Annotated in this window: 25 protein-coding genes, 1 other RNA gene and 1 pseudogene; 15 read left to right on the forward strand and 12 right to left on the reverse strand. The window is 35.2% G+C overall.

From position 1 onward, the window contains the following. Nucleotides 1–148 precede the first annotated feature (148 nt). A complete protein-coding gene (locus BFM98_RS22155) occupies nucleotides 149–787 on the forward strand; it encodes a LysE family translocator (protein ID WP_066038411.1) in 639 nt (212 codons plus the stop codon). Between the two features lie 276 nt (nucleotides 788–1,063). Here BFM98_RS22155 and BFM98_RS22160 read toward each other — a convergent pair whose 3' ends face one another. Beyond that, complete coding sequence (locus BFM98_RS22160; RefSeq protein WP_054549044.1) at nucleotides 1,064–1,747, reverse strand: hypothetical protein; 684 nt, start codon at nucleotides 1,745–1,747, stop codon at nucleotides 1,064–1,066. Between the two features lie 241 nt (nucleotides 1,748–1,988). On the opposite strand from BFM98_RS22160, the gene BFM98_RS22165 reads away from it, so the two are divergent. The 5 genes from BFM98_RS22165 to ytxJ all read left to right on the forward strand — a co-directional run bounded on the left by BFM98_RS22165 (nucleotide 1,989) and on the right by ytxJ (nucleotide 5,251). Next, nucleotides 1,989–2,897, forward strand: a complete 909-nt coding sequence (locus tag BFM98_RS22165) for a LysR family transcriptional regulator (protein ID WP_066038412.1) — start codon at nucleotides 1,989–1,991, stop codon at nucleotides 2,895–2,897. Between the two features lie 83 nt (nucleotides 2,898–2,980). Continuing rightward, nucleotides 2,981–3,688, forward strand: a complete 708-nt coding sequence (locus BFM98_RS22170) for a CoA transferase subunit A (protein ID WP_054549046.1) — start codon at nucleotides 2,981–2,983, stop codon at nucleotides 3,686–3,688. Then, on the forward strand, nucleotides 3,685–4,326 hold the full coding sequence (locus tag BFM98_RS22175) for a 3-oxoacid CoA-transferase subunit B (protein WP_269897438.1): 642 nt from the start codon (nucleotides 3,685–3,687) through the stop codon (nucleotides 4,324–4,326). Before BFM98_RS22170 ends, BFM98_RS22175 begins: the two co-directional genes overlap by 4 nt. 70 nt (nucleotides 4,327–4,396) lie before the next feature. Then, on the forward strand, nucleotides 4,397–4,810 hold the full coding sequence (locus BFM98_RS22180) for a VOC family protein (protein ID WP_054549048.1): 414 nt from the start codon (nucleotides 4,397–4,399) through the stop codon (nucleotides 4,808–4,810). 96 nt (nucleotides 4,811–4,906) lie between these two features. Then, entirely contained in the window at nucleotides 4,907–5,251 is a 345-nt protein-coding gene (gene ytxJ, locus BFM98_RS22185; protein WP_066038413.1) for a bacillithiol system redox-active protein YtxJ, read from the forward strand. Between the two features lie 22 nt (nucleotides 5,252–5,273). Here ytxJ and BFM98_RS22190 read toward each other — a convergent pair whose 3' ends face one another. Both BFM98_RS22190 and ssrS read right to left on the reverse strand, forming a co-directional pair. After that, complete coding sequence (locus BFM98_RS22190; protein ID WP_254660075.1) at nucleotides 5,274–5,738, reverse strand: hypothetical protein; 465 nt, start codon at nucleotides 5,736–5,738, stop codon at nucleotides 5,274–5,276. A gap of 177 nt (nucleotides 5,739–5,915) precedes the next feature. Next, nucleotides 5,916–6,108: non-coding RNA, 6S RNA (ssrS, locus tag BFM98_RS22195), on the reverse strand. A 247-nt stretch (nucleotides 6,109–6,355) separates the two neighbouring features. Here ssrS and BFM98_RS22200 point away from each other — a divergent pair. After that, nucleotides 6,356–6,694 (forward strand): zinc ribbon domain-containing protein YjdM, encoded by a 339-nt coding sequence (locus BFM98_RS22200; RefSeq protein ID WP_048393229.1) that lies wholly within the window; start codon nucleotides 6,356–6,358, stop codon nucleotides 6,692–6,694. A 52-nt stretch (nucleotides 6,695–6,746) separates the two neighbouring features. Here BFM98_RS22200 and BFM98_RS22205 read toward each other — a convergent pair whose 3' ends face one another. Continuing rightward, nucleotides 6,747–7,259, reverse strand: a complete 513-nt coding sequence (locus BFM98_RS22205; protein WP_048393231.1) for a zf-HC2 domain-containing protein — start codon at nucleotides 7,257–7,259, stop codon at nucleotides 6,747–6,749. Nucleotides 7,260–7,362: 103 nt separating this feature from the next. Then, the gene (locus tag BFM98_RS22210) at nucleotides 7,363–8,001 is read right to left on the reverse strand and encodes a YfbR-like 5'-deoxynucleotidase (RefSeq protein WP_081010946.1); all 639 of its coding nucleotides are present in this window, start codon (nucleotides 7,999–8,001) and stop codon (nucleotides 7,363–7,365) included. Between the two features lie 172 nt (nucleotides 8,002–8,173). Here BFM98_RS22210 and BFM98_RS22215 point away from each other — a divergent pair, with 172 nt between their 5' ends. Further along, nucleotides 8,174–8,614 (forward strand): hypothetical protein, encoded by a 441-nt coding sequence (locus tag BFM98_RS22215; protein WP_066038415.1) that lies wholly within the window; start codon nucleotides 8,174–8,176, stop codon nucleotides 8,612–8,614. Nucleotides 8,615–9,032: 418 nt separating this feature from the next. Here BFM98_RS22215 and BFM98_RS22220 read toward each other — a convergent pair whose 3' ends face one another. The 5 genes from BFM98_RS22220 to BFM98_RS22240 all read right to left on the reverse strand — a co-directional run bounded on the left by BFM98_RS22220 (nucleotide 9,033) and on the right by BFM98_RS22240 (nucleotide 16,411). Continuing rightward, nucleotides 9,033–10,874: an FtsX-like permease family protein gene (locus BFM98_RS22220; protein ID WP_066038416.1), complete on the reverse strand. Its 1,842-nt coding sequence runs from the start codon at nucleotides 10,872–10,874 to the stop codon at nucleotides 9,033–9,035. Continuing rightward, nucleotides 10,864–11,625, reverse strand: coding sequence for an ABC transporter ATP-binding protein (locus BFM98_RS22225; RefSeq protein ID WP_054549053.1), 762 nt, complete (start codon nucleotides 11,623–11,625; stop codon nucleotides 10,864–10,866). The genes BFM98_RS22220 and BFM98_RS22225 overlap by 11 nt, the downstream gene beginning before the upstream one ends. 103 nt (nucleotides 11,626–11,728) lie before the next feature. Then, nucleotides 11,729–12,715, reverse strand: coding sequence for a sensor histidine kinase (locus BFM98_RS22230; RefSeq protein ID WP_066038417.1), 987 nt, complete (start codon nucleotides 12,713–12,715; stop codon nucleotides 11,729–11,731). Further along, complete coding sequence (locus BFM98_RS22235) at nucleotides 12,712–13,401, reverse strand: response regulator transcription factor (RefSeq protein ID WP_066038418.1); 690 nt, start codon at nucleotides 13,399–13,401, stop codon at nucleotides 12,712–12,714. Before BFM98_RS22235 ends, BFM98_RS22230 begins: the two co-directional genes overlap by 4 nt. 121 nt (nucleotides 13,402–13,522) lie before the next feature. Next, entirely contained in the window at nucleotides 13,523–16,411 is a 2,889-nt protein-coding gene (locus BFM98_RS22240) for a hybrid sensor histidine kinase/response regulator (protein ID WP_175400801.1), read from the reverse strand. Between the two features lie 426 nt (nucleotides 16,412–16,837). Between BFM98_RS22240 and BFM98_RS22245 the strand changes: the two genes are divergently transcribed. Beyond that, on the forward strand, nucleotides 16,838–17,854 hold the full coding sequence (locus BFM98_RS22245; RefSeq protein WP_066038419.1) for a GGDEF domain-containing protein: 1,017 nt from the start codon (nucleotides 16,838–16,840) through the stop codon (nucleotides 17,852–17,854). Nucleotides 17,855–17,898: 44 nt separating this feature from the next. Here the strand turns inward: BFM98_RS22245 and BFM98_RS22250 are convergent, their stop codons facing one another. Both BFM98_RS22250 and BFM98_RS22255 read right to left on the reverse strand, forming a co-directional pair. Beyond that, on the reverse strand, nucleotides 17,899–19,068 hold the full coding sequence (locus BFM98_RS22250) for a response regulator (RefSeq protein ID WP_066038420.1): 1,170 nt from the start codon (nucleotides 19,066–19,068) through the stop codon (nucleotides 17,899–17,901). A gap of 36 nt (nucleotides 19,069–19,104) precedes the next feature. Further along, nucleotides 19,105–19,290: a putative motility protein gene (locus tag BFM98_RS22255; RefSeq protein WP_004229797.1), complete on the reverse strand. Its 186-nt coding sequence runs from the start codon at nucleotides 19,288–19,290 to the stop codon at nucleotides 19,105–19,107. A gap of 296 nt (nucleotides 19,291–19,586) precedes the next feature. Between BFM98_RS22255 and BFM98_RS22260 the strand changes: the two genes are divergently transcribed. From BFM98_RS22260 to BFM98_RS24085, 6 genes and pseudogenes are all read left to right on the forward strand, one after another. Continuing rightward, nucleotides 19,587–20,351, forward strand: a complete 765-nt coding sequence (locus BFM98_RS22260) for a 3D domain-containing protein (RefSeq protein ID WP_066038421.1) — start codon at nucleotides 19,587–19,589, stop codon at nucleotides 20,349–20,351. Nucleotides 20,352–20,512: 161 nt separating this feature from the next. Further along, a complete protein-coding gene (locus BFM98_RS22265; RefSeq protein WP_066038422.1) occupies nucleotides 20,513–21,064 on the forward strand; it encodes a superoxide dismutase family protein in 552 nt (183 codons plus the stop codon). 290 nt (nucleotides 21,065–21,354) lie between these two features. Continuing rightward, nucleotides 21,355–22,345, forward strand: a pseudogene (locus tag BFM98_RS22270) (TAXI family TRAP transporter solute-binding subunit). A gap of 124 nt (nucleotides 22,346–22,469) precedes the next feature. After that, nucleotides 22,470–22,985 carry a DUF1850 domain-containing protein gene (locus BFM98_RS22275; protein ID WP_066038423.1) on the forward strand — a complete coding sequence of 172 codons (516 nt, stop codon included), beginning with the start codon at nucleotides 22,470–22,472 and terminating at the stop codon, nucleotides 22,983–22,985. Continuing rightward, nucleotides 22,982–25,024, forward strand: a complete 2,043-nt coding sequence (locus BFM98_RS22280) for a TRAP transporter permease (RefSeq protein WP_066038424.1) — start codon at nucleotides 22,982–22,984, stop codon at nucleotides 25,022–25,024. The genes BFM98_RS22275 and BFM98_RS22280 overlap by 4 nt, the downstream gene beginning before the upstream one ends. 248 nt (nucleotides 25,025–25,272) lie before the next feature. Next, nucleotides 25,273–25,416 carry a hypothetical protein gene (locus BFM98_RS24085; RefSeq protein ID WP_167444843.1) on the forward strand — a complete coding sequence of 48 codons (144 nt, stop codon included), beginning with the start codon at nucleotides 25,273–25,275 and terminating at the stop codon, nucleotides 25,414–25,416. The last annotated feature ends 171 nt before the right edge of the window (nucleotides 25,417–25,587 follow it).

The raw sequence follows: 25,587 nt of genomic DNA on the forward strand, positions 1-25,587 counted from the left end.
GAATCTGTATAAAATATAACCATAGGGTGTTATGAATATATAACACCCTATGGTTATATGTCAACGTAAAAATTTTGTATCTTTCTGTTGGACTTGGCGTATGTTACAATTACTTTTATAATTTTCTGACAGAAAGGGTGGGCGTAATATGGTCAATATATCTGTATTCTTAGTTATGTGCATTTTACTTATTATTTTACCTGGCCCTGATACAGCGATTGCAACAAAAAACACACTGACTGTAAGTAGAAAGGGCGGTTTACAAACAATCATAGGTTCTTGTTGCGGTTTATTAATTCATACTTGTGCGGCTGTTATTGGACTTTCGGCGATTATTGTAAAATCCGCCTATATATTTGCTGTTTTAAAATATGTTGGTGCGGTTTATTTATGTTATTTAGGAATCAAGACCTTGTGGACACTTCGAACAATTCGAACACAATCTCCAGTTGTAGACGATGTAGGAAGTATAGAACACAAATATTCTCACCAATCTTGCTTTAAACAAGGGTTTCTCACAAATGTGACAAATCCAAAGGTCGCAGTATTTTTCCTAACATTTCTCCCTCAATTTGTAGATGGAAATAGTGGAACATTTTTCCCTTTTTTAATAATGGGTCTAATTTACACAGCATTAACAATGCTATGGTTTATCTTCTACGTGTACCTTTTAGATCGAATTAGTGCATTTATGAAAAAGCCATCAACTAAGGCAGTAATTGAAGGATTAACAGGTGCAATATTAATTGCATTTGGCATTAAATTAGCATTAGAAAAAGCTCACTAAAAAATACACCACCTTATTAGAGTTATTTTTTACTATAAAGGTGGTGTATTTTTTGTTGGCACTTAATAAGATAAGGTCATTTCTCTTTGAAAAATTTTTATTTAGGTTGGCTTATATTTGTCAGTAGAAGGTTTTTAAGTCTTTCTTGTAAAAATTTTTTCTTTTCTGCACGCTTTTTATAGAGAGAAAAAGATTTTATAACAAATAAAACTACTAGTATGATGACAATCAATGAAATAAATGAAAATAACATCGTAAAATCCTCTATCCAATTAGTTACATAGAAAGTTCGTTAGTAACAAAAATCTTATTCGTAATAACAAACGTTAATAATATATTTAAAGCAATTAATTTTGGTATGCCTTGTTGCTGAATAATAATGTGAGAAAACTTTAAATTAGCTATACGGTTAGCTAATGTATACTCCTCGGCTCCTGTTACTTGTCTACCATCGGGTGTACACCCTAAAACAAAATGCCCAGCATAAGAATTCTTGAGCACATAGGGATGCATGGATTGATAATGAACTTCCATGATCGTATCTGCTTCAATCATATAATGATGAGTTACTAGGAATTTTTTTAATGCGCCTTTTAGGTCAATGGCAATGGCAGTATCAGCTAGAATTGTCCGGAAATAAACAGGCACGATGTTGGCATGTTTAATATAAGGCTTCACTTCAATGCAAATTTCACCAGAATGTTGTACAAATAGCTGAACAATTGCTTGATGAATTCCATCTGTTAAAGTGACCATGGTATTTCCGAAATGAGCACTTTTAAAGAAAATACTGTCATCAGCAATATAGCCAACAGCAATATGACGATTCTCAATATGTAGCGATTTAGCTTTCACTCCTAAAACTTCCTCACAGTTCTTTAATTCATAAACATGTTGCTGAAATGTAAGACCTAAATAATGCCTATTAACTATTCGATTTTCAAGCAATTGCTTCAACATCTGTTACATCTCCAATCTTTGATAAATTATGACAATATTTATAATTGATTGTAGGTCATATAACTCTCAAAAAACTCTCCAAAAGTCGAAAAGATACGTATAATGGCAGGGGTGAAAATATCTAAATTTTATAGTTCAACACATTGCAAAGGATTAAAAAGAAAGGATGGAGAATTTATTGCTAAAGGGTAGTACTTGTAGATGCTTTTATAACAAATACGAATAAATGGAGAAGATAGTGATGGAATTAAGAGATTTAAAAGCCTTTATGGCTGTTGTTGAGCATAGGAGTTTTACAAAGGCTGCACATGATTCCTTTGTATCTCAGCCTTCATTAAGCAAAAGTATCAAAAAATTAGAAGCATCATTACAAGTTGAATTGTTGAACAGATCAACGCGTAATGTAGAACTTACTGATGCAGGTAGTATTGTTTATCATCAAGGACAAAAAATAATGCAGGCTGTCCAAGAACTACATATTTTGCTAGACGATTTATTAAATATTAAGACAGGTGCTATCAAATTAGGAATTCCACCTTTAATTGGAACTTTATTTTTCCCTGAAATCGCTAGGGGATTTCATCAGCTATATCCTGAAGTGCATTTAGCGCTTATCGAACGTGGTGCAAAAATGGTAGAAATGCTAGTTGAAAATGGTGATGTTGATATGGGCATCGTTGTATTACCAGTAGATGAAAGGAAGTTTGCTGTTCAATCCTTTATAGAAGACCAGTTTTATGTCTTTATGAATGAATCTCACCCCTATGCACACCAGGAATCCATAGCTTTACAAGATTTAGAAAATGAAACATTCATTATTTTTGCAGAGGAGTTCACGCTTCACGACTATATAATTAAATCCTGTGAAAGTGTTGGCTTTACACCTACAATCGGCTATAAAAGTTCACAGTGGGACTTGATTGTAGAGTTAGTATCCTCCAATCTAGGGGTTACATTGTTACCCCACTCCATTGCAGCTAAGCAAACAAATACCAATGTGAAAATAATTCCATTAAATGATTTTGAAATGCCGTGGCGTTTAGGGATTATTACGAAGAAAAATGCCTATCAATCTTATGCATTAAAACAGTTACTTGAAATGATAGGTAGGAATGGTGAAAATAGATTTATTCGATATAGGAATAAGTAGTATTCTAATTAATTCCTTTACTTGTAAAATAGCAATGATGTAGAATTTTCCTTAATAAACGAGCAATTTAGGGAGGTTTCGAGATGGGGAATGGCAAGGTATGGAGTTCGTTTGAAGAGGCGATTGTGGATATTAAGGATGGAGATACATTAGCTGTAGGTGGCTTCGGGCTATGTGGTATACCCGAAAAATCAATCGCAGCATTAGTGCAGCAGGGAACTAAGGATTTAACCGTTGTCAGTAACAACTGTGGTGTAGATGACTGGGGATTGGGTCTACTATTAGCAAACAAGCAAATAAAAAAAATGGTTGCTTCTTATGTAGGAGAAAATAAGATTTTTGAACAACAATTTTTAAGTGGTGAGCTAGAAGTAGAGTTGACACCGCAAGGAACTCTTGCAGAACGTTTGCGTGCAGGTGGAGCGGGAATTCCTGGTTTTTACACAGCTACAGGGGTTGGCACACCAATTGCTGAAGGAAAAGAAGTGAAGGTTTTTGATGGCAAAGAATATATATTGGAAGAAGGTATCGTTGCTGACTTTGCGCTGGTCAAAGCATGGAAAGCCGATAAGCTAGGAAATTTAGTTTACAGAAAAACATCACGCAATTTTAATCCATTAGCTGCTATGTCAGGGAAAATTACAATAGCTGAAGTGGAGGAAATTGTAGAAGTAGGCGAGCTAGATCCTGATCATATTCATACACCAGGGGTTTTTGTACAACGTGTATTATTAGGTGAAAATTATGAGAAGCGTATTGAGCGTTTAACGGTGAAGAAGGGGGAAGCATGATGGATACAAGACAAAAAATTGTTAACCGAGCAGTAAAAGAAATAGCCAACGGTATGAATGTCAATTTAGGCATAGGTATTCCAACACTTGTTGCGAATGCGATCCCAACCGATTATGACGTACTCTTACAATCCGAAAACGGTCTTCTCGGTATTGGTCCTTATCCAGTAGAAGATGCAATAGATCCTGATTTAATCAATGCAGGTAAAGAAACAGTTACGGCAGTTCCAGGGGCATCCTTCTTTGACAGTGCAGAATCATTTGCGATGATTCGAGGTGGACATATTGACCTTGCCATCTTAGGAGGTATGGAGGTATCTGAAACAGGAGACCTTGCTAACTGGATGATTCCGGGGAAAATGGTGAAGGGCATGGGTGGGGCAATGGACCTTGTCGTTGGTGCAAAGAGAGTGATTGTCGTCATGGAGCATGTGAATAAAAATGGTGAATCTAAAATAAAAAAACAATGTGAACTGCCACTAACGGGTAAAGGTGTCGTACATCGTTTAATTACAGATTTGGCTGTATTTGATTTTACGAAAGAGGGCATGCAACTGATAGAATTAGCAGATGGTGTTTCTTTAGAGGAAGTAAAAGAGAAAACAGCTGCTTCTTTTAGCGTTGCTCTTATCCAATAACTTCAGACTTAGGACTGTTTCCAGCGTTATGGTCTCATTTTACAATAGTCTAAAAGGGGATTTCATAACAATGGAACAGCAATGGACAAATGAATTAGCAGTCGCACAGGTGCGTGTGGCAAGACCAACCGATCAGCTAAAGGAAGTAGAACGATTTTACTGTGAAGGTGTCGGATTAAAGAAAATTGGTTCGTTTACAGAACATCGTGGCTATAATGGTTTAATGATTGGTCTTCCAGATGCAGGTTATCACTTAGAATTTACTGAGCATAGTGACGGTAGCCCTTGTCCAGCACCAAGTAAGGACAATCTTCTCGTACTTTATATCCCAAACAGAGATACCATTCGTCATATTGCCGAACGTCTTGCGCTCATGGGATATCCCGAAGTTGAGCCTGAAAATCCATATTGGGCTGAGAAAGGGGTAACCATTGAAGACCCTGATGGCTGGCGTCTAGTATTCATGAATACGGAAGGCATTTAAATAGAAAATTTTAAGCACGAGCACGTATGTAGTCTCGTGTTTTTTTGTAACCTAAAATACCCCTTGTAGTATATAATCTGTTTAGGGGGTTACTAAATGCAACGAATAACGACATTAAACAAATGGTGCGAGGTTTTAGAGCAATCGAAGTTCAAACCTTGTCTTGTGTTAAAAATTAGCATGACATGTATAAGTAGTATTTCAGCATTAAAGGAATATAAAGAATTACAAACGGAATTGCCTAAATATCTTGTCATTGTACAAATGGATCGGGTAATTTCAAATGCTATTGCCTGTGATCTTCAAGTGAAGCACGAATCTCCTCAACTAATAATCCTGCAGGGTGGGAAAGGAATTTGGCAAGCAACTCACTACAAAATAAAGCACTCTCTTTTGGAAAACGCTATAGAACAATATGTAAAAAAAGATACTCCACAATAGGTTGTGGGGTATCTTTATGTGATTAATCTTCTAAAGCCTCATCTTCATGATAATTTGTAGCGCTAGACTCGATATCGACCTGTAGATAATTGGCCCAGTCTATTTTGTGAAAATCCTCTTCACTAAAATAAATATTCAAAACCTCGGTCATTGTTTTGTCCCCATCAGGTTCAGTGAGAGGAGCATACCAAGTAATAGCAGGTGTCTTCACATTTTTTAATTTGGACAAATCAGCGAAAATTTTAGTAGAATCCTTTAGCATCTGGCTTTTCGATCCTTCTGTTACATCTGTATCTTGAATGGAAATTGTGACAACACCGTCTTTCGATTCATCAACAGAGAATTCGTTTTTCACAATCGCGCCTACAATATCTTCAACATTCGGATTTTGATCGACTGCCACTTCCTTTGGTTCAGCGCTCTTTCCACAAGCTACTAACAGTAGTGAAGTAAAAACCAATAGATAAATTATTTTCTTCAATGTCATAACCTCCCTTGTTACTCCATCTATGCGCAAAATGGGAGGGAATTATACAAAATACAAGAAGGTTGTCCTTACTTTTTATGAATGGTTAGGAAGTGATTGAATAAGAGAAGAGGAGAATAGGTTGAATATAAAAAAGCACCTTAACCTAAATAGCTAAGGTGCTGTATCAATCATGTATAAAAAGCCGCGTATGCCGTAGTTATTATAGAAAGTTTTAAACCACCACTCCTCAAAGTGGGTGTTCGCAGAAGTTTTCCTGCTTATCCTCATGCACCGTAGTGTGAGGCCCGTCATTCCAACTCCAATAATAAAACTCCCTTTTACAGCTTAAAGGTTAAAACTTAATATTATACGAACAATGCAGCCTTTATGGATATAATAAAGCATGATCGATAAACATGCAAGTAAGATGATAATGGCAAATTAGTCAATGGGCAAGTGTTCCAAATAGCGTTATAAACATCTTGCACTACCTTCAAAAAGGTGCTGATGTTTCATATTTTTTTCACAAATGCGAACGGAAAATACGAACAACCTTTGCTAAATAAGGTCGACTATGTAAAGATAGGAGCATAAAGAGGATTTTCCTAGTAAAAATGTAAAAGGAGGAAGCAGAAATGGCAGCTTATCCAAATTGTCCAAAATGTCATTCAGAATATACATATGAGGATGGAGCAAATTATGTATGTCCAGAATGTGCGCATGAATGGAGTATGGACGCAACTGAACAGGAATCAGATGCACTTATTGTAAAAGATGCAAATGGTAATCTGTTAGCTGACGGCGATTCAGTTACTGTTATTAAGGATTTAAAGGTGAAGGGCAGTTCTTCCACTTTAAAAATTGGGACAAAGGTAAAAAGTATTCGTCTAGTGGAAGGCGATCATAATATCGACTGTAAAATTGATGGCTTTGGTGCCATGAAATTAAAATCAGAATTTGTGAAAAAGGCCTAACAAACAAAATGCACCTCAACTTTGGTAAAAAAGTTCAAAGGTGCTTTTTTGTTTATTGAAAAACCCTACGTAATAGAATGGCAAAAGCTGCGCCAATTAAAGCGAAAATGGTATGTAAAAGTGCGATGTAGCCAGCTCCAATCACAAGCGCCCCTATTTCAGTTAAAGAAAAGATTGTAATATAGAGCTCATTATTAAGATTATTAATGATAGCCCAAACGAATACAGGCAAAGAGCTTATGATAAAAACAATCCAGATATTTTTATAGAAAAGGTAAGAAAGACAGCCGAAAAGAGCATATGAGATGACAAAGCCCTTTTGATTGCCAAGTAAGGACGAGTTAATGGCAAACATAAAGGATAATACAATAAATATGATATGAAAAAAGGATACTGTTCTTTTCATGGGTAAGTATGCGTTCTGAGTTGATGAATTGGCTACAAGCTGCTGACATTGCTGACAAGTTGTTAGATGCTGTTCGACAAATTCTATTGTTGATGCTTGAAGCAGTTGTTTTTTATAAAGAGGTATTAAATCTTCTATAATTGAGCATTCCTGTGACAATACTTTCCCTCCATTCAATCTCTCCTCATTATACGACTTTTTGGGGAAAATAAAAAAAGCCTTCCGTGAATTTTTCAATCGGAAAACTTGTACATGCACCCTATTAGTTTGATGTTAATACTTCATTTGTTAATGCTTGAATATCGATATGTGTTTTTTCCTTTACTGCATCCTTTAAAATTTCTGTGCGGAAATAGTGGACGGTCGCTTCAAGTGGAATCGCCAACAGTTTTGAAAGGGCTGATTGATACATATAGACAAATTCTTTGTCAGTATTACCACGCTTTAATTCTGCGAAAGCCTCATAAAACTGGTCGAGTTTATCCGCAAATTCAAGTAGCCGACCCTCTAAAGTCTGATCCTTTCCTTCTTTCATCCGTTCAAAGAAAATAGCCTGAAATTCTTGAGGGATTTCATTGATAATGAATTTTTCCATCATCTTTTCTTCCACATGTGCGAGCATTTGCTTTAACTCTGGGCTAGCATGTTTTACTGGTGTCTTAATGTCACCAATAAACACTTCCGCAAAGTCATGATTTATTGTCTTTTCATATAAAGATTTCCAATCAACTGTTGCACCGTGCATTTCTTCTAACGTTGCGAAAAACATCGCATATTGTGACACTTTCCAAGAATGGGCTGCCACGTTGTGCTCTTCAAATTTGAAGCGACCTGGGCAACGAATAATACGCTCTAAATCATTAAGGCTTGTAAAAAATTGGTGAATACCTATAAAAATCACTCCTTTTTGTTCTATAAGTGCATGTTACTATAAACAATACCCTCTTTATACGTTTTTCAAACAATTTAACAATGATTCAGGCTGTGTTTACAAAGGATTCACAATTGCTGATAAAGTAAATTCAGCTTGAATGCTATAATGAAGGGGACTGATGAAAAGGGGAGTACACAGTATGTTTTCCATTTATACACTTCTTCTTTATATACATATTTTAAGTGCTATTCTTTCGATTGGGCCTTTGTTCGTTGTGCTAACCATTGTAAAAAAAATGCGCATAGCTTCCATGGATGACATGCCACCATATATAGAAGCCTTTAAGGGGTCCATTACGCTGGTCAAACATTCAGGGCATGTACTAGTAGCCTCTGGTATTTTGTTAATGTGGCATGCGGGCTATCATTTGAATACCTCGTGGATTGTATTAACCTTCCTCGTGATGTTTGCATCGATCGTATTTCTAGCAAGGGCGTTTAAACCGACGTTGCGTACTTTTAACACACCAGCATTTAATCATCTACAATTTGTTTCACTGTTGCATCGTAAAACCTGGATGTATATAGTATTATTGCTTATTATGCTATGGCTGATGGTAGCAAAGCCCGTTCTTTGGTAAAAAAGATAATGTCATCTGCAGAAAAAGACCTTTTCACAAGGCTGAGGTTGATTTGCGTTCCGCCAGTGTCCTTTCCAGGGGGCGTCCGATGAGCCGCTTCACTCACTTACGTTCGCTCCAAGGTCTCATCTGCGACGCTAAATCCCCTAGGAGTGACGCTGGTTCCTCTCCAATCAACCATTCTACAGAAGTGTTTTTTCCTTAGCAGCAGTAGCGATCAAATAGCCCATTATTTGAATTATGGCTTTTATTTTCAATGAGGAGAAGAGATGAGTGACGACACTCCTCACTAAGATGAGTAGTTAACACCTTCACTTTATTTGAAAAACTTTGTTAAAAGCTTTTCATAAAGATTCTATTAATTGGTTTGTTTTTCAACACTATGAAAAAATCGCACCCCTTAAGGAGTGCGATTTTTTTAGCTTACTAAGCGTTTAAAATAACTTTTTCGAATTAATACATAGCTAATGAGGAAAAGCACAAAGAAACAACAAGAGCTAGCTATGGAAACTTGTAAAAATGCTGTAGAAACCATTGTTTGTATAGCAAAAAGTGTAATTAGCAAGAGTGTAATAGCTATGGTGAATGGTACAAAAATAAGAATCGCCAATTCTTTAGTGATAATGGTAGCTAATTCATTTCTAGAAAGTCCTAACTTACGTATACCAATATACTTTTCCTTCTCTCGTTGTAATGTTGTTTGTAAATAGAAGTACAATATACTCATGGCTGCACTTAAGAAAATTAGACTTAACATGGAGCCGATAAAGAACATGACGCTTTTAACAAACATCTCTGTGTTATATAAATCAATTTTGGATGTTACATAACGTTCTCCAGGTAAAGAGAGTAAGTCACTGGTAATAATTTTTGCCAAATCTGTGTGGGCTGTCCAATCTTCCAGTTCATAGATATACGTTTTATAAATAGGGTAGTCAATGGTTTTGTAAAAGTCATCAGGTACAATGAAATAACTTTGTTGGAAGCCAGTAGATAGCAGATTTTGCTCATGGGTGCTGGCTAGTTTGAAAGATTTTATATACAGATCGCTGGCATTGTTTGTTGTAGGCGCTACATCTCGACTGCCAGCGACGGCAATAAATTCATCTTTACTTAGTTTGTTGTCCTGATGCTGGATCAGGTTATAATCCGATAACGCCATATAGCCAATGCGTTGATCTTCGTTTGATTTAAATTCAATAAAATACTTGTGAGCTTGAACAGTTGATAAAGTATCTTCAAGATAATCAAGATCAGCCTTTACCATGTTGTCATCAGCTTTTGGATCAGCAATATATTGAAAGCTATATGGATAATTTTCTTCACTAGCCTTTTTTACATTGTAATAAGAGCTAAATAAAATACTTGTACATAGAAAGACACCGCTTAATAGGATAGTAATTAGAAACAGCATATTTGCATGTGATTTCATTTTTGCATTTAAATTGGACGCCAAAAGCATATTTGTTTTTTGAAGATAGGCAGGAGACTTTTCATATATTTTTAAAAACAAACGAAATCCTTGTGTAATAACTAAATAAATCGTACTAAGAATGCTAATAAAAAATAACAGATAATAAAGGACACTTAAAGTGTCTACAATGGAATGCTCGATTTTTAGCAAGTAAGCTAAAGTGGCAGACATCAAAATACTTAGTATTAGTAACCCATAATGAGGCTTAATAGATTTCTCGATAACTGTATCGCTTTTTAAAAGTTGGATAGACGCTTCTTTATTAATGAACCTCGTAACAACTGTCGATATTACAACAAATAAAATCAGAAATAATCCTATGGTTATGCTGATTGCTTGAAGAGGGATGTACATACCAAATGTTTCTGCCTTTAAAATGACTTTTGCACCCATTAAGAAAAGAGGTGTAATAACAAGGCCGAGAACGATAGCCGCCAGAATAGCTAAAATGCCAATCAACAGATTTTCACGGAAGACCAGCTTACGAATCTGCTTCATGGAAGCCCCAGTAATCATAAATATTCCTAAGGTCTTGGTCTTCTTACGTAAAAATGCTGTGATTGAATAGGTAATGTAAATAAAAGAGAATAAATAAACGAGCATACTAGCTAGCATTAAAGAAATTCCAAGTGTAGAGTTTGGATCTAGGCTTTTCAGATTTGGATGAAAGACGATAACAGAAAATAGAAAGAAAATAATAATAGAAAACATACTACTCAAGAAGTAAGAAACATACGTCCATTTGTCACGTAAAATATTTTGAATCACAATATGATTAAAGCTCATGCTGTCCACCACCTAGAAAAGCAAGCGTGTCCATAATTTCCTGATAAAAATGCTTACGGTTGTTGCCTCGATGTATTTCGTTATATAATTTCCCATCTTTAATAAAAATAATGCGATTGGCAAAGCTTGCTACATAAGGATCATGTGTCACCATGAGAATAGCCGTATCAAGCTCTTGATTAATTGAGGAAAATAAGTTCATGACATCATTGACAGCCTTTGAATCCAAGTTTCCAGTAGGCTCGTCTGCTAACAATAAACTTGGCCCATGTATAACGGCACGAGCGATAGCTACTCGTTGTTTTTGTCCACCTGAAATTTCATAAATACGTTTCGACAATAGTTCCTCGATACCAAGAAATTGAGCGACATCCTTTAAACGTTGAAGCATTTTTGAAGCAGGTATGCTATCTAATGTTAATGGCAATAAAATATTTTCTTTCACTGTTAATGTATGCACAAGATTAAAATCCTGAAATACAAAACCTAGTTCAGAGCGTCTAAATTTGGCGAGCTCCTCATCATTTAATGCGTAAGGATTATGATTGTTTATGAAGATATCGCCAGCGGTAGGACGATCAATAGTGGATACACTATTTAAAAATGTTGTTTTCCCACTACCTGAAGGTCCCATGACAGCTACAAATTCCTGTTGCTGTAGCTGAAAATCGATACCGTTTAACGCTTTATAGGTGATCTCACCGATGTATTCCTTGTGCAAATTGGTTACTTGTAGTATTGTGTTACCCAAATTAAAACAACTCCTTTATGCTCATTAGATAACTTTAGTATAGAAAAGGAGCGGCACATAACCTATTTCTCTTGATGACGTGAAGATGACAACTTTGTCATCTTCATTTTTTAAGACTATTTGAAAAATTAATGGAAAAAGTAGTGACATGCTCAGAAGATTGTAAAGTGAAGGGGTGCTCTAGTGTAGTTAAAATCTTTTTCACTAAATATAAGCCTATACCTGTTGCTTCACCACTCGTTCGCCCCTTCATACCTGTATAAAATAAATCAAAGACTCGTGCTATTTCACTAGTAGGGATCGTCTCACCAAGATTTTTTATGTGCAAAGCCGTGTTGTCATAATGGATATGAATGGTGCTTGCCATTTCACTATATTTAATGGCGTTATTTAATACTTGATAAAGTACAATTTTTAACCACTTTCGATCTGAATAAATGATTTGGTCTTCAGCGAACGTCAGCTTTGGAAAAACTTCTCTTATGATAAAGAAATCCTTCAAATCATTGATGACTTCTTGCACGAGTCCTTTTAAAATAATAGGTTCAATTTTTAAATCAGCTACTAAATGAGATGTGCGCTCATACGTTAATAACTGATTGAGGGTAAATGTCAATTTATTGCACTCTTTATTGATGGTATACCATTGCTGCAATTCGTCAGTGGTCTTGTTGGGTGTAGCTTGAACGATTAATTGAATAACAGATAAAGGTGTCTTCATTTGATGTGCAAAATGTGATAGAACTAGTTGCTTCTCATGTGCTTGTTCTTCCAATCTTTGCTGTTGGGTTAAAAATAAATACTGTATTTGCCTTAGTTTTTCACTATAGTATTGCTCAATAGCTGCACGTGGTTCAAATAAATGAAGATCATCCTGTGTGTTGATATTTTTTTTTAAATGATGATAAAACTTTCTTCTTCGATAATAACGACCAAGCAGCCACAGAATAAATAGAAAGCTGACAAGAAAAATAAAGTAGGCATAGTGTGAGGATAGGTCATCTAATACATGAATTATCCAAGGTAATAGGAGGAAGCTTATGCTATAGAGAATAATGATACTAAGATGATCTCGAAAGAATAGCTTCATTCACTTTCCTCCACTAATTGATATCCAAGACCACGGATCGTTTTAATCTCAAGTTTAGAGTGTACGGCTTCCAATTTTCTACGTAATCGACCAATATTCACAGACAAAGTATTTTCCTCAACAAAGGTTTCATCATCCCAAATAGCACTTAAAAGCTTTTGACGCGGTACTACATTAGGGTAAGCTTCGAATAATAACTTACTAAGCTGCATTTCTTTTAGCGTTAACAGGCTCTCTTTGGCTTTTGTTTGAAGACGAACTGTATCTGGATTTAATGTAGTATTGGCTATAGTTATGGTTGTTGTCTCGGTTAAAGCATATTCACCATAGGTACGCCGAAGTAGTCCATTTACTTTTGCCATGAGGACATCCAATGAAAAGGGCTTTGTGATAAAATCATCGGCACCATTTTCAATTCCATATACTTGATCAATATCATTTACTCTGGCAGAGACAATGATGATGGGACATGTTGAGAGTTGACGGATTTTCCGTGACCAAAAATAGCCATCGTAAGTCGGGAGATTGATATCCATAATGACCAGGTGTGGTTGTATAGTATTAAATTCTTCAATAATGTGTGGAAATTGTTGTACAGTAAAGCATTCAAACTGATACTTAGCTAAATGCTCGACAATCAGTGAAGCTATATTTGCATCGTCTTCTATTATGTATATTTTGTACATACCTATCGATCCTTCCTTTATTCTATATGTATACTGTACCCTCATTTCGAAAAATCTATATGTAATTGGAAAACTTGAGAAAAGAGTCACTACAAAAATGGCGTTGTAATGACTCCAATTTTTAATCTTTAGGTATATGGAAAGTAACATTTGTACCTTGGTTTATAGTACTTTGAATTTGTAATTGTTGGCCATAAATTCTTTTAAGTCGTAGATTTGTATTTCTTATTCCTATACCAGAGCTTGTCCCTTTGTAATCTTCTTGCAATTCCTCTAATAGAGTGGGGCTAATTCCCACACCATCATCTATTACGCTAATGGATACATAAGTTGTGAAATCTTTAATACGAATACAAACAGTACCGCCTTCTTCTTTCTTTAATATACCGTGTCGAATGGCATTTTCAACTAACGTTTGTAAAGAAATTGGAGGAATTTCAATTTGTATCGTTTCATCAATATCCCATTCAATCTGAATTAATTCTCCAAATCGCTGCTGTTTAATGTAAAGATACGAACGAACTAAATCGAGCTCATGCTGTAGTGGTACTACTCTTTGAAGATTTCTGACATCGAAGCTGGCATGTAAATATTCACCAAAGTGATGCATTAAATCGATCATTCTATCTGTATCAATAGTACTAAGTGAGGCAATGGTATTAAGTGTATTAAATAAGAAGTGTGGTTGGATTTGAGATTGCAGCCAAGCACTTTCTAAATGTAGACGTTGTTGAATACTATATTTTAAATCAATTAAAGCTCGACTTCTTACTTTTAGCTCTAATGCATTAATAGGTTTTGTTACATAATCATTAGCACCATAGGCAAAGCCTGTATAAACATCTTCAGGGTGCTTTCTTATCGTCAATAATAAGATAGGTAATTCCAGCAATGAGTATTGTTTTCGTATTTTTTGAATTACAGCATAGCCTGAAATATACGGAAGCATTGCATCAACAATTACTAAATCCCATGATTCTTGCTGAATCAGAGCTAGAGCTTTCTCACTGGTTGTAACAGTAGTAATTTCGTATTCAGAGATCGAAAATATACTTTTCATCGTTGCTAAATTCATAGGGTCATCATCAATCATTAAGATCCTGAAATGCTTATCTGACACCATGGATAACTCTTGTTCATTTGTGGATAGCTGAGTTTTAGCTTGTGCATTAAAGGTTGCGTATTCCTTTTGTCTACTTTCATCTGCAAGAGGTAATGTAAAATAAACATTCGATCCTTTGTTAGGAATAGATTGTATATTTAACGTACCTCCATGTAATTCAATCAGTTTTTTTGAAATAAGTAGGCCAATACCAATGCCTTCATCATATTCTTGGCCCTGTTCATAGGGCGAATACAAAAGACTTTGTACAAAATTGTCCATGCCTTGTCCAGTATCACGAATGTGGATAATAGCCATATGCTGTTCTTCACGAGCAATAATTTCTATAGAGCCTTCACCTGTATACTTTAGGGCATTATGCAAAATGTTAAATAGGATTTGAATAAGGCGATTTTCGTCGGCTAATACATTTGGGAAACTTGGAGGTACTAAAGATACCATATGTATTTGTTTACCATTTGCAATAAAGCGGAGGATATCGAAAACTCCATAAACAGCACCTTGAAGATTTACACTTTGTGTATGGAGATGTAAATCTCCTTCTTTTAAACGAGTAAAATCAAGTATGTTGTTTAACGTAAAGGACATACTTCTACCTATATCGATAAGGTGTTTAAGATTTTTTTCATCTTCAGTAACAAGTTTGTTCTGTGGGTTGTCATAAATGGATTGACCTAGGGTAATCATCCTATTCATTGGACTCCAAAGTTTTTCTGCATTACTTGTAAGGAATTCATCTTTTAAAGCATCCTCGTGTTGTAGTTTAGTCACTAAGTTTTGAATTTGCTGAGAGTTCTCATGAAAACGTTTGAACCAATAGCTAGAAAAACCAAGCATGATAAATAAATAATCGAATGGATAAACGGGAATATCGAATACGTAAACAGATTTAATGAAACCCCATATAATACCATTTGTGGTGCCGATAGCTGTTAGTGCAATAAAAGCAGAGCTCCTTTTTTGGTTTTCTAAATACTCTCTAAGAGCCAGTACCACTACGTAAAGAAAGGATACTAGATAAAGTACGAAGAAAATATTCTTCGTAGGTATCAGCCATGTCATTGGTAAAACAATCGTGAGTATTGCACTTAAAACATAACAAGCAAAAATCCATTGAAATGTTTTAGTGTTGTGATATTTGACTAAGAGGACTCTCATAAACTGAACAAAGAAAAAGGAGGCTCCTAGAAAAATAATAGAAGAAAGCTTATATGACCATACATAATTCAGATGCAACCAATCCAGTAGGGAGCGATCAAACGTAATTAATTCATCTGCTAAAGGCAAAAGAAAGCCAAATGTGAAAAGTAAAACGATAGATTTTCGATAGATGAACAAATATACAAGTATGCTAAAAAGAGAGAATATGATTAGCATAACTACAATAGTTGAAAGAGATAGCCCTACAATTAATTGATGATGCGTCATCGCTGACGCAGTGCCAAATAAAATCCTTTTATTAATAATAGGACTTGTAGGTGTATCAAAATTAGATACATGAAGTATGAGATTAATTTCAGATTGTGTATTAGTAAAATAAACAGTATAAGGTGCAGCTTGACCTTCATGGTCTTCTGCATTATCTGCTACTTTGCCTGATTTTCCTACTAGCTTTCCATTTATATATAAGGTTGATGCAGTTGAGATAGCAGGTATACGAATGGCATATCGATCATTATCTAAATTGTTTGGTAGCAGAATTTTTAACTGATAAGTGCCATAGGGTTGAGTCGTTCGCTCATCTTTTGGCGCAGGAATATTTTGGGTATTATACGTATTGCTATGACTCTCTTTGTTACCCCCCTTATTTTCAGAATTCACAAATTGTCCAGGATAATAGATCCATCCTCCATCCAAGGAAATAACTTCTTCTTCCGATGTAGTCAAATTGTTTATGTGGACCACACCATCTTTGGCACTAGGTTGATGTGTAGAGGGGAGGAAATAGTTTAACCATAATAACCTTAGAAAAGTAAGGACTATAAAAATGGCAATTATAATAAGTAGATGTTGGGTAGAAGCTTTTCTCAACACAGCAATTTTTCCCTCCTAATAATCTCTATCTACCATGCCACGAAATTGGAAAAAAGAAAATATAATGGATAATAAAAGAATGCTTTAAGCCTATATAAATAGAACAATTTGGAGTTAGTAGTACTATCGATTTTTTCCTTTTAAATTGAAGGAGGAAAAAATAATTAGTGTTTAAGTTTTCTTTAAGAGGTTTGACGTATGATGATTGAATAAGTATATCAAAATTTAAACATAGATAAGATTAACGAAAAAACATCTCAATGGGAGAAATGATCTATTGTGGGTAAATTCAAGTTAAAGTTATCGTTTCTTATTATTAGTATGACAACTATTGCTGTCCTCATAACATCTAGTATTAGTATTTGGAGTAGCTATCGTAATTTCAATGAAATTTTGAAGGAACATAAAACAAATATACAAGAAACTTATGTAATGGAAGTCTCGACAATTACTGAAAGCTATTTACAAGATGCTAAGACAGATGACCATTCATTAAAGCTGTATACGCAACAAATGGTTGATACTTTACTTGATGAAAGAATAGTGTCCTTCAATTTGTTTTTTAAAAAAGTCCTAGGCCCAATCATAATAGTTATAGCGACTATAATGGGATTTGCTATTTGGTTTGCTATTAAAATTACACAGCCTCTCAAAGAGCTATCGAAAAGAATTGAAGTAGATGAAGGAGCACAAGGGATTGAGGAAATTGCTGATTGGTATGATGAGGTAAAATTATTGAAAAAGAATATTCAAAATATGATGATCTGTTCGGAAAGTAAAATCCATGACTTAACAGAGCAGTTGAACTTAGATTCATTAACAGGGATTCTTAATCGCAGAAGAATGGATCAAATTTTACACAAATTAATTATTGATAAGGTTCCTCATGCCATTATCTTAATAGATCTAGATGATTTTAAAAGTATAAATGATACATATGGTCATACTGTAGGAGATGAAGTTTTAAAAGCCTTTGCGATTACTATGCAGAGCAGTGTCGGGGAGCAGGGGTTATGCTTTAGATTTGGCGGCGAAGAATTTATGGTCATCTTACCTTCGATGAATATAGAGGATGCAGTCCAATTAGCGGAAAGTCTCCGAATTAAACAAGCTTTACAAGAAACTGTGTGTGGAAGACCTGTGACAATGTCTGCTGGAATTACGGCTTTTACACCAAATGTCCAAAGTCCCAATCAACTGATAGAAATTGCAGATCATGCTTTGTATAAGGCTAAAAAATCTGGAAGAAACTGTTTGTGTATTGTAAGTAATATGAGACAAATGATTGTTAAATAATTAAACTATATAAGCATGCTAGCACTGGACGCTAGCATGTTTTTTCATGTCCTTAGGGGTAAACGCTTGTTTTCATGCTCTTTTTCATGTGCATGTAAGACGTTTTGAAAAAGTTCTGTGGTTTCCTGAGATGGTGACACATTTAATTCTGTTAATAGAAGGCTATTAAAAGAATGGTATATTTTTATAGCTTCTGCGCGATTTCCAATTTCAGTATAATGTTGGATTAATTGTTGCACGATTTTGTCGGAATACGGATTAAACTCTAAAGCAAATAACAATGAACGCTCTCTGTTTTTAAGGTTCTGATTTTTAGAGTAATAAAGTATCAATTCATCAAGTAGTTGACTAAATTGTTTATTCATCAAATTTGCTTTACTAGTAGTCCATGCATAGTCCATTGTTGCCATAAATTCACCATGGTAATTTTGGATGAGTTCCTCAGCTTTTTCAATATTTAATCGTCCTGTTTCAGCTTTGGTATTTAAGATATCCTCCAAATCAAAGGCATCACATTGAAAATCGTTTAGTTTCAAAATATAGCAGCCATTTGCATATTCAATGACATCCGTGTAGCCATAAGATGAAAGTGTTGTACGTAAGTAGGAGACAGTAGTATGCAATTGTACTCTGGCTTTTTTTACATCCGTATCACTCCAAAGTGAATCTAAAATGTTATCACGAGGTACGGGCATATGAAGCTGTAAAAATAGAAAGGCAAACAATTCTTTGCTTTTAATTGTTCTCCAATGAATTACTTTTTCATCAAAAGAAACGACAAACTCTCCAAAGCATCTGATTTGAAGCATAGGCTTTTGATGCGTTCGAGTTTTCTCCGATGATAGATTTTTTTGGAATAGCTTTTGTATTCTGTTAATGGTTATCTCTAAACGAGATTTTGAAACTGGCTTTAATAAATAATCAAGTGATTGTACATCAAATGCCTGAACAGCATAGTCTCGATAGGCAGTTACAAAAATGATACAGATATTTTTATCCCATGTTTTTAACAGTTGTGCTACTTCTAATCCGCTCATACCTGGCATTTCAACGTCTAAAAATGCTACTTGAAAGTCTAAGGTAGGTCCTTCTTTCAATACATCCTTTGCAGTAGTAAAAGTTCGAATGACCTCTATGTTATCAAATTCATTTAAATGTTTTTTCATACTCACCAGAGCTAATGGCTCATCGTCCACGATAATTACCCGAATCACATAAGGAACCTCCTTTCGATAAATATGGCTGTATGATCAGATTGAGATATCTATTATGGATCCTTTATATGGGTGAGTAGGAGCTGTTTGTTGCTGAGGTAGTTCTTTCAGTAATTCAATTGCAGTAGTTGTGTTTAAATTAAGAGCATTTTGCATGACACTCATCTGTACTGTTTGTTGGAGTTCCATCAGCTGGGATGACATAAGTGAATTAACTTCCATTTTTATTCCCTCCTTTTCTTTTTTTATCGGCTAAATATAGCAAATATCTAATATAAAAAAGTCCTAAACAGACCTACTAAATTATAGTTTATACGCAATAAATTGATTAAATTACTAAAAAATTAATTGAAATTGTATATTTTTCCGTTTTTATAGTAATAATTCCTAATATCAGGCAGCTAGTCCTGAGTTATTAATTTGCAAACTTATGGTTGCTTACATAATAGAGCTTTTAACTCTAGTGTGCTAGCAACAGATTTGCAACAAATAATAAAATGATGGAGGTATTACTAAACATGAAGAAAAGAGCATTAGCTTTAGCGGTAGTATTGACATTTGGTGTGAGTCTCTATGCTAGTCCTTCCTTTGCTAAGGACAAATCGCCAGGCAATATACTATGGGCACTCCCGCAAATTTATAATTTAACAGTAGGTGAGTTCCAGCAATTAAATGAAAAGGATTCATTATGGTTTTACCCAGAGCAAGACTTAGTGAAAGACACGTCAAAAGCAGAAGAACCATCGGGGGATGAATATGTCATCAAAGGTGGGGATACTTTATTTTCAATAGCTCGTATTAATAATGTAACTGTAGATGATTTGAAGAAATGGAATCACCTTGCGTCAGATTTGATTTTAGCTGGTGAATCGATAGCTATTAAAGCTTCAGCTGCAAAACCAAAACCAAAAACTTCCGAGGGGATTGCAACAGCTACTAAGCCTGCTGTACCAGCCAAAACAAAACCAGCAAGTGCTCCAGCAACTGTCTCTGGTAAAACATTAACAATGCGTGCTACTGCCTATACAGCCTATTGTGAAGGCTGTTCAGGAATTACAGCAAATGGAACAGATATAAGGTCGAATCCTAATTTAAAGGTAATCGCTGTAGATCCACGGGTTATTCCACTCGGTACGAAGGTTTGGGTGGAAGGTTATGGTGAAGCAATTGCTGCTGATACAGGGGGAGCTATTAAAGGAAATAAAATCGATGTATTTATTCCTACTGAAGGACAAGCACTTCAGTGGGGTGTCAAAACAGTAACGGTAAAAATCTTAAATTAATTATTGAAGGGGTTTCTCGAACTTTGAGAAATCCCTTTTATTTTGGTTGAGTTTCCTAGTCAAGCTCAAATGAAATAGGAGCCATTATAGAATCGTAAATGATTAATTGTGCATAAGTACTGAAGAAATTGGAAATCATCAGAAAGAGAGGAGGTATTTTTATGAAAAAAATAAGCTTAATGAGTCTTTCTTTACTAATTTTTGTTGCGGGTTGCAGTTTTTTTGATAAGAAAGAGGAGAAAGTAGCTGTCAATGCATCTACCCCTTTAACAGCTACTGCAAAAGTAATTGGTGCAAATAATGAAAGCTATGGCAATGCATATCTTCAAGAGGAAGATAATGGGGTTATGATGACGCTCGCATTAACAGGCTTACCACCAGGCACACATGGTATCCATATTCATGAAGTAGGAAAGTGTGAACCACCTAAATTTGAATCAGCTGGTGCCCACTTTAATCCAACAAACAAGGAACATGGTAAATTAAATCCTAATGGCTATCATTTAGGGGACTTACCAAATTTGGAAATTGGTGAAGATGGCAATGTGGATCTTAACTTTTTAGCTGAGGGGTTAACTTTACAAAAAGATCAACCAAATTCGCTATTAGACAGTGATGGAAGTGCTATTGTCATTCATAAATCAGCGGATGATTATAAAACAGATCCTGCTGGTAATTCAGGAGCTAGAATAGCTTGTGGAGCCATTCAATAGAATAAAATGCATGACTGTATCTGTTTATTTCAGATGCAGTTTTTTTATATTCTATTCATTATTTATACAGTTAGAATGTTTAGTTAATTTTTTTAGAAAAGTAAATTAGGAGTTTATTTCAAATATAAAAGGGGTAATTAAATAAAGCTATAGTAATGTAAATTAATGGATTTAAAGTGGTTTTGTATAATTATAAAAGTCTGAATTTACTATAAATTAATTTACATTATTATACTAAGTTTGATAATTTTAAATAGATTCTTAAAAATAACCAAAGGGGGAAGGTTACTATGAGGAAGAAACAATTTAATTTATTAATGCTATTAAGTATCCTTGCGCTTATGATTTTAGCTGCATGTGGATCAGATAGTGGAAGTGGTTCGAAGGACACTGGAGATGACTCCGAATCAACTGAAAAACCTAAGTTTTTAAGTTTACTAACAGGTGGCACACAAGGTACTTACTATGCTCTTGGAGGTACATTCGCTGATTTAATAACTACTGATACAGGCATTAAAACAACTGCTGAAGTATCTCAGGCATCTGCTGCCAATATGACTGCTTTACAAGAAGGAAAAGGTGAAATTGCATTTGTTCAAACAGATATTGCTTATTATGCTACTGAAGGTAAGCTGATGTTTGATGGCAATAAAATTGATACAATTTCAGCTTTAGGTGCGCTTTATCCAGAAACAGTTCAACTCGTTACAACTGAAGCTTCGGGTATTAAAACGTATGCAGATTTAAAAGGTAAAAAAGTATCAGTGGGTGCTCCAGGCTCGGGTACTTACGCAAATGCTGAACAATTACTTGAAATCAATGGCTTAACGATGGATGATATCAAGGCACAAAACCTTGATTTTGGTGAATCAACAGATGGTCTTCAATCAGGTCAAATTGATGCAGCATTTATTACAGCAGGTACGCCAACAGGTGCTGTTGAAGCATTAAATTGCTACAACGAAAGTGAATATTATCGGTTTAGATGCGGGTAAAGCAGATGAAATAATTGCTAAATACCCTTACTATGCAAAAGACACAGTAAAAGCTGGTACTTATGGTATTGCAAACGATGTGGAGACAGTTTCAGTTCTAGCTATGCTAGCGGTGAAAAAGGATCTTCCGGAAGATGTTGTTTATTCAATGACAAAAGCTATTTATGATAACACGGGTAAAATTTCCCATGCAAAAGGGGAATTCATAAAAGCAGAAACAGGTTTAGATGGTATTAGTATTGACATTCATCCAGGTGCACAAAAATACTTTAATGAAAAGAAATAGTGTGAATAGTGCTTGAAACTTTCTAAAAAATACGAAGGGGCTCGTTGCATAAAGCTTCGAGTCTCTTTCTTACTGTAGGATATAGGTTTAGGCGAATAGCTTTTAAAGTGGGGGAATAGGTCGAATGCAACAGAGAAAATTCATCATAACAGTTCTTTTAAGTATCTGTATATGTATTGTCATATTTCTTCCTCTTCAAAAGGTGTTCACCTTTACAGAGACGCGTATAGCCAATCCTAAAGTGCACTACATACCCATTTCAGTTGAGCAAACCTTTCAAGTAAGATACACCCACTCCATACATAAGTCAGATGTATTGGAATCCTATCAATATATAAAAGGTAATCGTATTGAAATGCTTGAAATGGAATATGAAGACTTAGCTATTGGCATGCCAAGCTATGCAGAGGAACATCAAACACTTATTCAACGGAACGGTAAATATGTTCTCCAATTTAACAATAGTGCCATACTTGATAATTTTACGATCTATATAGGTGATTTAGATTTAGATCTGGTATTCAATTATGCAGATGAAGAATATGATTTAAAAAAAGATTTACAGAGGGGTAAATCCTATTTATTTGAAATTAAGCGATTGTCACTTTACGAACAGTGGAAAGGAGTAAGGATGAAATGACAACACAGGAAAAATTAGGGAAAGAAGAAAAAGTAGAAGAATTTGAGCAAATCTCTGCTGAAGAGCAACAAGCCATACTTGAAAAATATGATATAGAATCCAATGTAAGAACAATCTCAGGTGTAATGAAGCATGTTATTTTCTTTGGCCTTTTAGCATTTTCGCTATTCCAACTTTACACAGCTATTTTTGGGCAATTTCCTGCTCAAATTCAACGTACCATCCACTTAGGCTTTGGTTTAACATTAATTTTCTTATTATTCCCAGCAAGAAAAAAAGCACCTAAGCATAAAATAGCCTGGTTTGATTATATTTTAGCATTACTAGCTATTGCAGTAGGTTCATATTGGTCTATGAACTATACAGAACTTGTGAATCGCAATGGCTCCATTACGCAGGTAGACTTTATTGTTGGGCTAATAGCTGTTGTACTAGTACTTGAGGCTGCTCGACGTGCTGTAGGGTTGCCTATTACAATTATTGCAATCGCTTTCTTGATTTACGCTTACTATGGCCCGTATTTCCCGGCATTTATGGCACATAGAGGACAGGATTTGGAGAGTATCGTCAACCTCATGTACTTTACAACTGATGGGATATTCGGCACGCCAATTAGTGTATCAGCCACATTTATTTTTGTATTTTTACTATTCGGGGCATTTCTTGTGAAAACAGGGGTTGGCCAGTATTTTAACGATCTAGCAGTTGCACTAGCTGGAAAATTAATTGGCGGTCCTGCGAAGGTAGCTGTATTCTCAAGTGCACTTCAAGGTACAATTTCTGGGAGCTCTGTAGCTAACGTAGTAACGTCCGGCTCTTATACAATTCCAATGATGAAAAAACTAGGCTATCGAAAAGAGTTTGCTGGTGCAGTGGAAGCAGCTGCGTCGACAGGTGGTCAACTTATGCCACCGATTATGGGTGCTGCTGCCTTCCTAATGGTTGAATTTATTGGTCGAGGGATTACGTATTGGGATATAGCAAAAGCGGCAGCTATTCCTGCTCTTTTATATTTTACAGGTATTTGGATTATGACACATTTCGAAGCAAAAAGAGTTGGTCTAAAAGGTCTGCGAGACGATCAAATGCCAAATCGTCAAGAGGTATTTAAGAAGATTTACCTTCTCTTACCGATTGTGGCGATTATCATATTAATGCTAACGGGTACAGCAGTTATGCATGCGGCATTATATGGAATTATTATTTCGATTGGTGTGGCTATGTTTAATAAAGAAACGCGTCTTAAACCAAAAGATGTGATTGATGCGTTGGTGGAAGGTGCTCGAACTGCATTAGGTGTCGTTGCAGCTACTGCTTGTGCTGGGATTATTGTGGGTGTCGTTGTAAAAACAGGACTAGGTTTAAGTTTAGCAAATAGCTTAGTAGCTTTAGCTGGTGGGAGTATTATTTTGACACTTATTTTTGTCATGATTGCATCGCTTATTCTTGGGATGGGTGCACCAACAACAGCTAACTATGTGATAACATCGACAATTGCTGCACCAGCAATAGTGGCATTACTTTCTCCAAATACACCACAAGAATTAGTGCCAGTAGTTGTATTACTATCTGCTCATTTCTTTGTGTTCTATTTTGGTATTATTGCAGATATTACACCACCTGTAGCCCTGGCTGCGTTTGCGGCATCAGGTATTTCTGGTGGTGACCCTATCAAAACGGGTGTAAATTCAGCAAAACTTGCGATTGCGGCATTTATTATACCGTATATGATTGTTTTCTCCCCAGCATTATTAATGATTGATACAACCATTCCGCAAATTTTATGGGTAGTATTTACTGCTATCACGGGAATGGTGGCGATTGGTGCAGGGGTGATCGGCTACTGGTATCGTAAACTTTTCTGGTATGAAAGAATTATTATGATTGCTGCGGGGCTATTACTTATCTATCCTGAAAAATTCTCGGATTGGACTGGTTTAGGAATATTTATTGTCATGTTTGTGATCCAATTTTTGTCCCATAAAAAAGGAAATCATCACGATAATACGAAGGACAAAATGGGAGCTTCAGTATCTTAAATACTTGACTTGCATATAAATCTGCTCAATTAATAACTGGCTAAATATTAGTACAGATGTTAATGAGCAGCTTTTTGTTTTTTAAAGGTAAAATTTTTTAGTAATCATAAGAATCAATGATATTTTTAATCTGATTTTGAGATAGGTTTTATAGTTATAATGCATAATGTATATAATTTATTGCAATTTACTAAAAATCTATTGTATAATCCTTTTATCAGAAAATTCAATTAATAAGGAGTGGTACAATGGGGAAGTTGTTAAATTCAAAGTTTGAAACGTATTTAATGGATCAAGAATTCGATTTACGTGAAGAAGAAGAGAAAAATGAGGAGCAAATGGTGAATATTCAGTATGAAGAGTATCCAGAAGGGTTTTTTACAAGTTTATAATGAAAATTTGATGGGCTATGTTGAAAGTATACTAACTTTTAGCATAGCCCATTGTATATTATACCTCTATTGATAAATGGCTTTTCCAGTGCATATGAATGTAATATAAGATTAAAATAAGTGTATTAGGTCTGAAGACATATGTACTTTTCTGAAAAAAATTCATGTATA

The sequence above is a fragment of the Lysinibacillus sp. AR18-8 genome (genome assembly GCF_001705465.1).
Classification (GTDB): Bacteria; Bacillota; Bacilli; order Bacillales_A; family Planococcaceae; genus Lysinibacillus; species Lysinibacillus capsici.

Excerpts from the sequence above, each read along its gene's own strand:
- BFM98_RS22215 (WP_066038415.1), top strand. The coding sequence starts at position 8,174 with ATGTTTTCCATTTATACACTTCTTCTTTATATACATATTTTAAGTGCT.
- BFM98_RS22230 (WP_066038417.1), bottom strand. The coding sequence starts at position 12,715 with ATGAAGCTATTCTTTCGAGATCATCTTAGTATCATTATTCTCTATAGC.
- BFM98_RS22220 (WP_066038416.1), bottom strand. The coding sequence starts at position 10,874 with ATGAGCTTTAATCATATTGTGATTCAAAATATTTTACGTGACAAATGG.
- BFM98_RS22235 (WP_066038418.1), bottom strand. The coding sequence starts at position 13,401 with ATGTACAAAATATACATAATAGAAGACGATGCAAATATAGCTTCACTG.
- BFM98_RS22275 (WP_066038423.1), top strand. The coding sequence starts at position 22,470 with ATGCAACAGAGAAAATTCATCATAACAGTTCTTTTAAGTATCTGTATA.
- ytxJ (WP_066038413.1), top strand. The coding sequence starts at position 4,907 with ATGCAACGAATAACGACATTAAACAAATGGTGCGAGGTTTTAGAGCAA.
- BFM98_RS22260 (WP_066038421.1), top strand. The coding sequence starts at position 19,587 with ATGAAGAAAAGAGCATTAGCTTTAGCGGTAGTATTGACATTTGGTGTG.
- BFM98_RS22255 (WP_004229797.1), bottom strand. The coding sequence starts at position 19,290 with ATGGAAGTTAATTCACTTATGTCATCCCAGCTGATGGAACTCCAACAA.
- BFM98_RS22200 (WP_048393229.1), top strand. The coding sequence starts at position 6,356 with ATGGCAGCTTATCCAAATTGTCCAAAATGTCATTCAGAATATACATAT.
- BFM98_RS22180 (WP_054549048.1), top strand. The coding sequence starts at position 4,397 with ATGGAACAGCAATGGACAAATGAATTAGCAGTCGCACAGGTGCGTGTG.
- BFM98_RS22280 (WP_066038424.1), top strand. The coding sequence starts at position 22,982 with ATGACAACACAGGAAAAATTAGGGAAAGAAGAAAAAGTAGAAGAATTT.
- BFM98_RS22190 (WP_254660075.1), bottom strand. The coding sequence starts at position 5,738 with ATGACATTGAAGAAAATAATTTATCTATTGGTTTTTACTTCACTACTG.
- BFM98_RS22175 (WP_269897438.1), top strand. The coding sequence starts at position 3,685 with ATGATGGATACAAGACAAAAAATTGTTAACCGAGCAGTAAAAGAAATA.
- BFM98_RS22170 (WP_054549046.1), top strand. The coding sequence starts at position 2,981 with ATGGGGAATGGCAAGGTATGGAGTTCGTTTGAAGAGGCGATTGTGGAT.
- BFM98_RS22155 (WP_066038411.1), top strand. The coding sequence starts at position 149 with ATGGTCAATATATCTGTATTCTTAGTTATGTGCATTTTACTTATTATT.
- BFM98_RS22160 (WP_054549044.1), bottom strand. The coding sequence starts at position 1,747 with ATGTTGAAGCAATTGCTTGAAAATCGAATAGTTAATAGGCATTATTTA.
- BFM98_RS22165 (WP_066038412.1), top strand. The coding sequence starts at position 1,989 with ATGGAATTAAGAGATTTAAAAGCCTTTATGGCTGTTGTTGAGCATAGG.
- BFM98_RS22265 (WP_066038422.1), top strand. The coding sequence starts at position 20,513 with ATGAAAAAAATAAGCTTAATGAGTCTTTCTTTACTAATTTTTGTTGCG.
- BFM98_RS24085 (WP_167444843.1), top strand. The coding sequence starts at position 25,273 with ATGGGGAAGTTGTTAAATTCAAAGTTTGAAACGTATTTAATGGATCAA.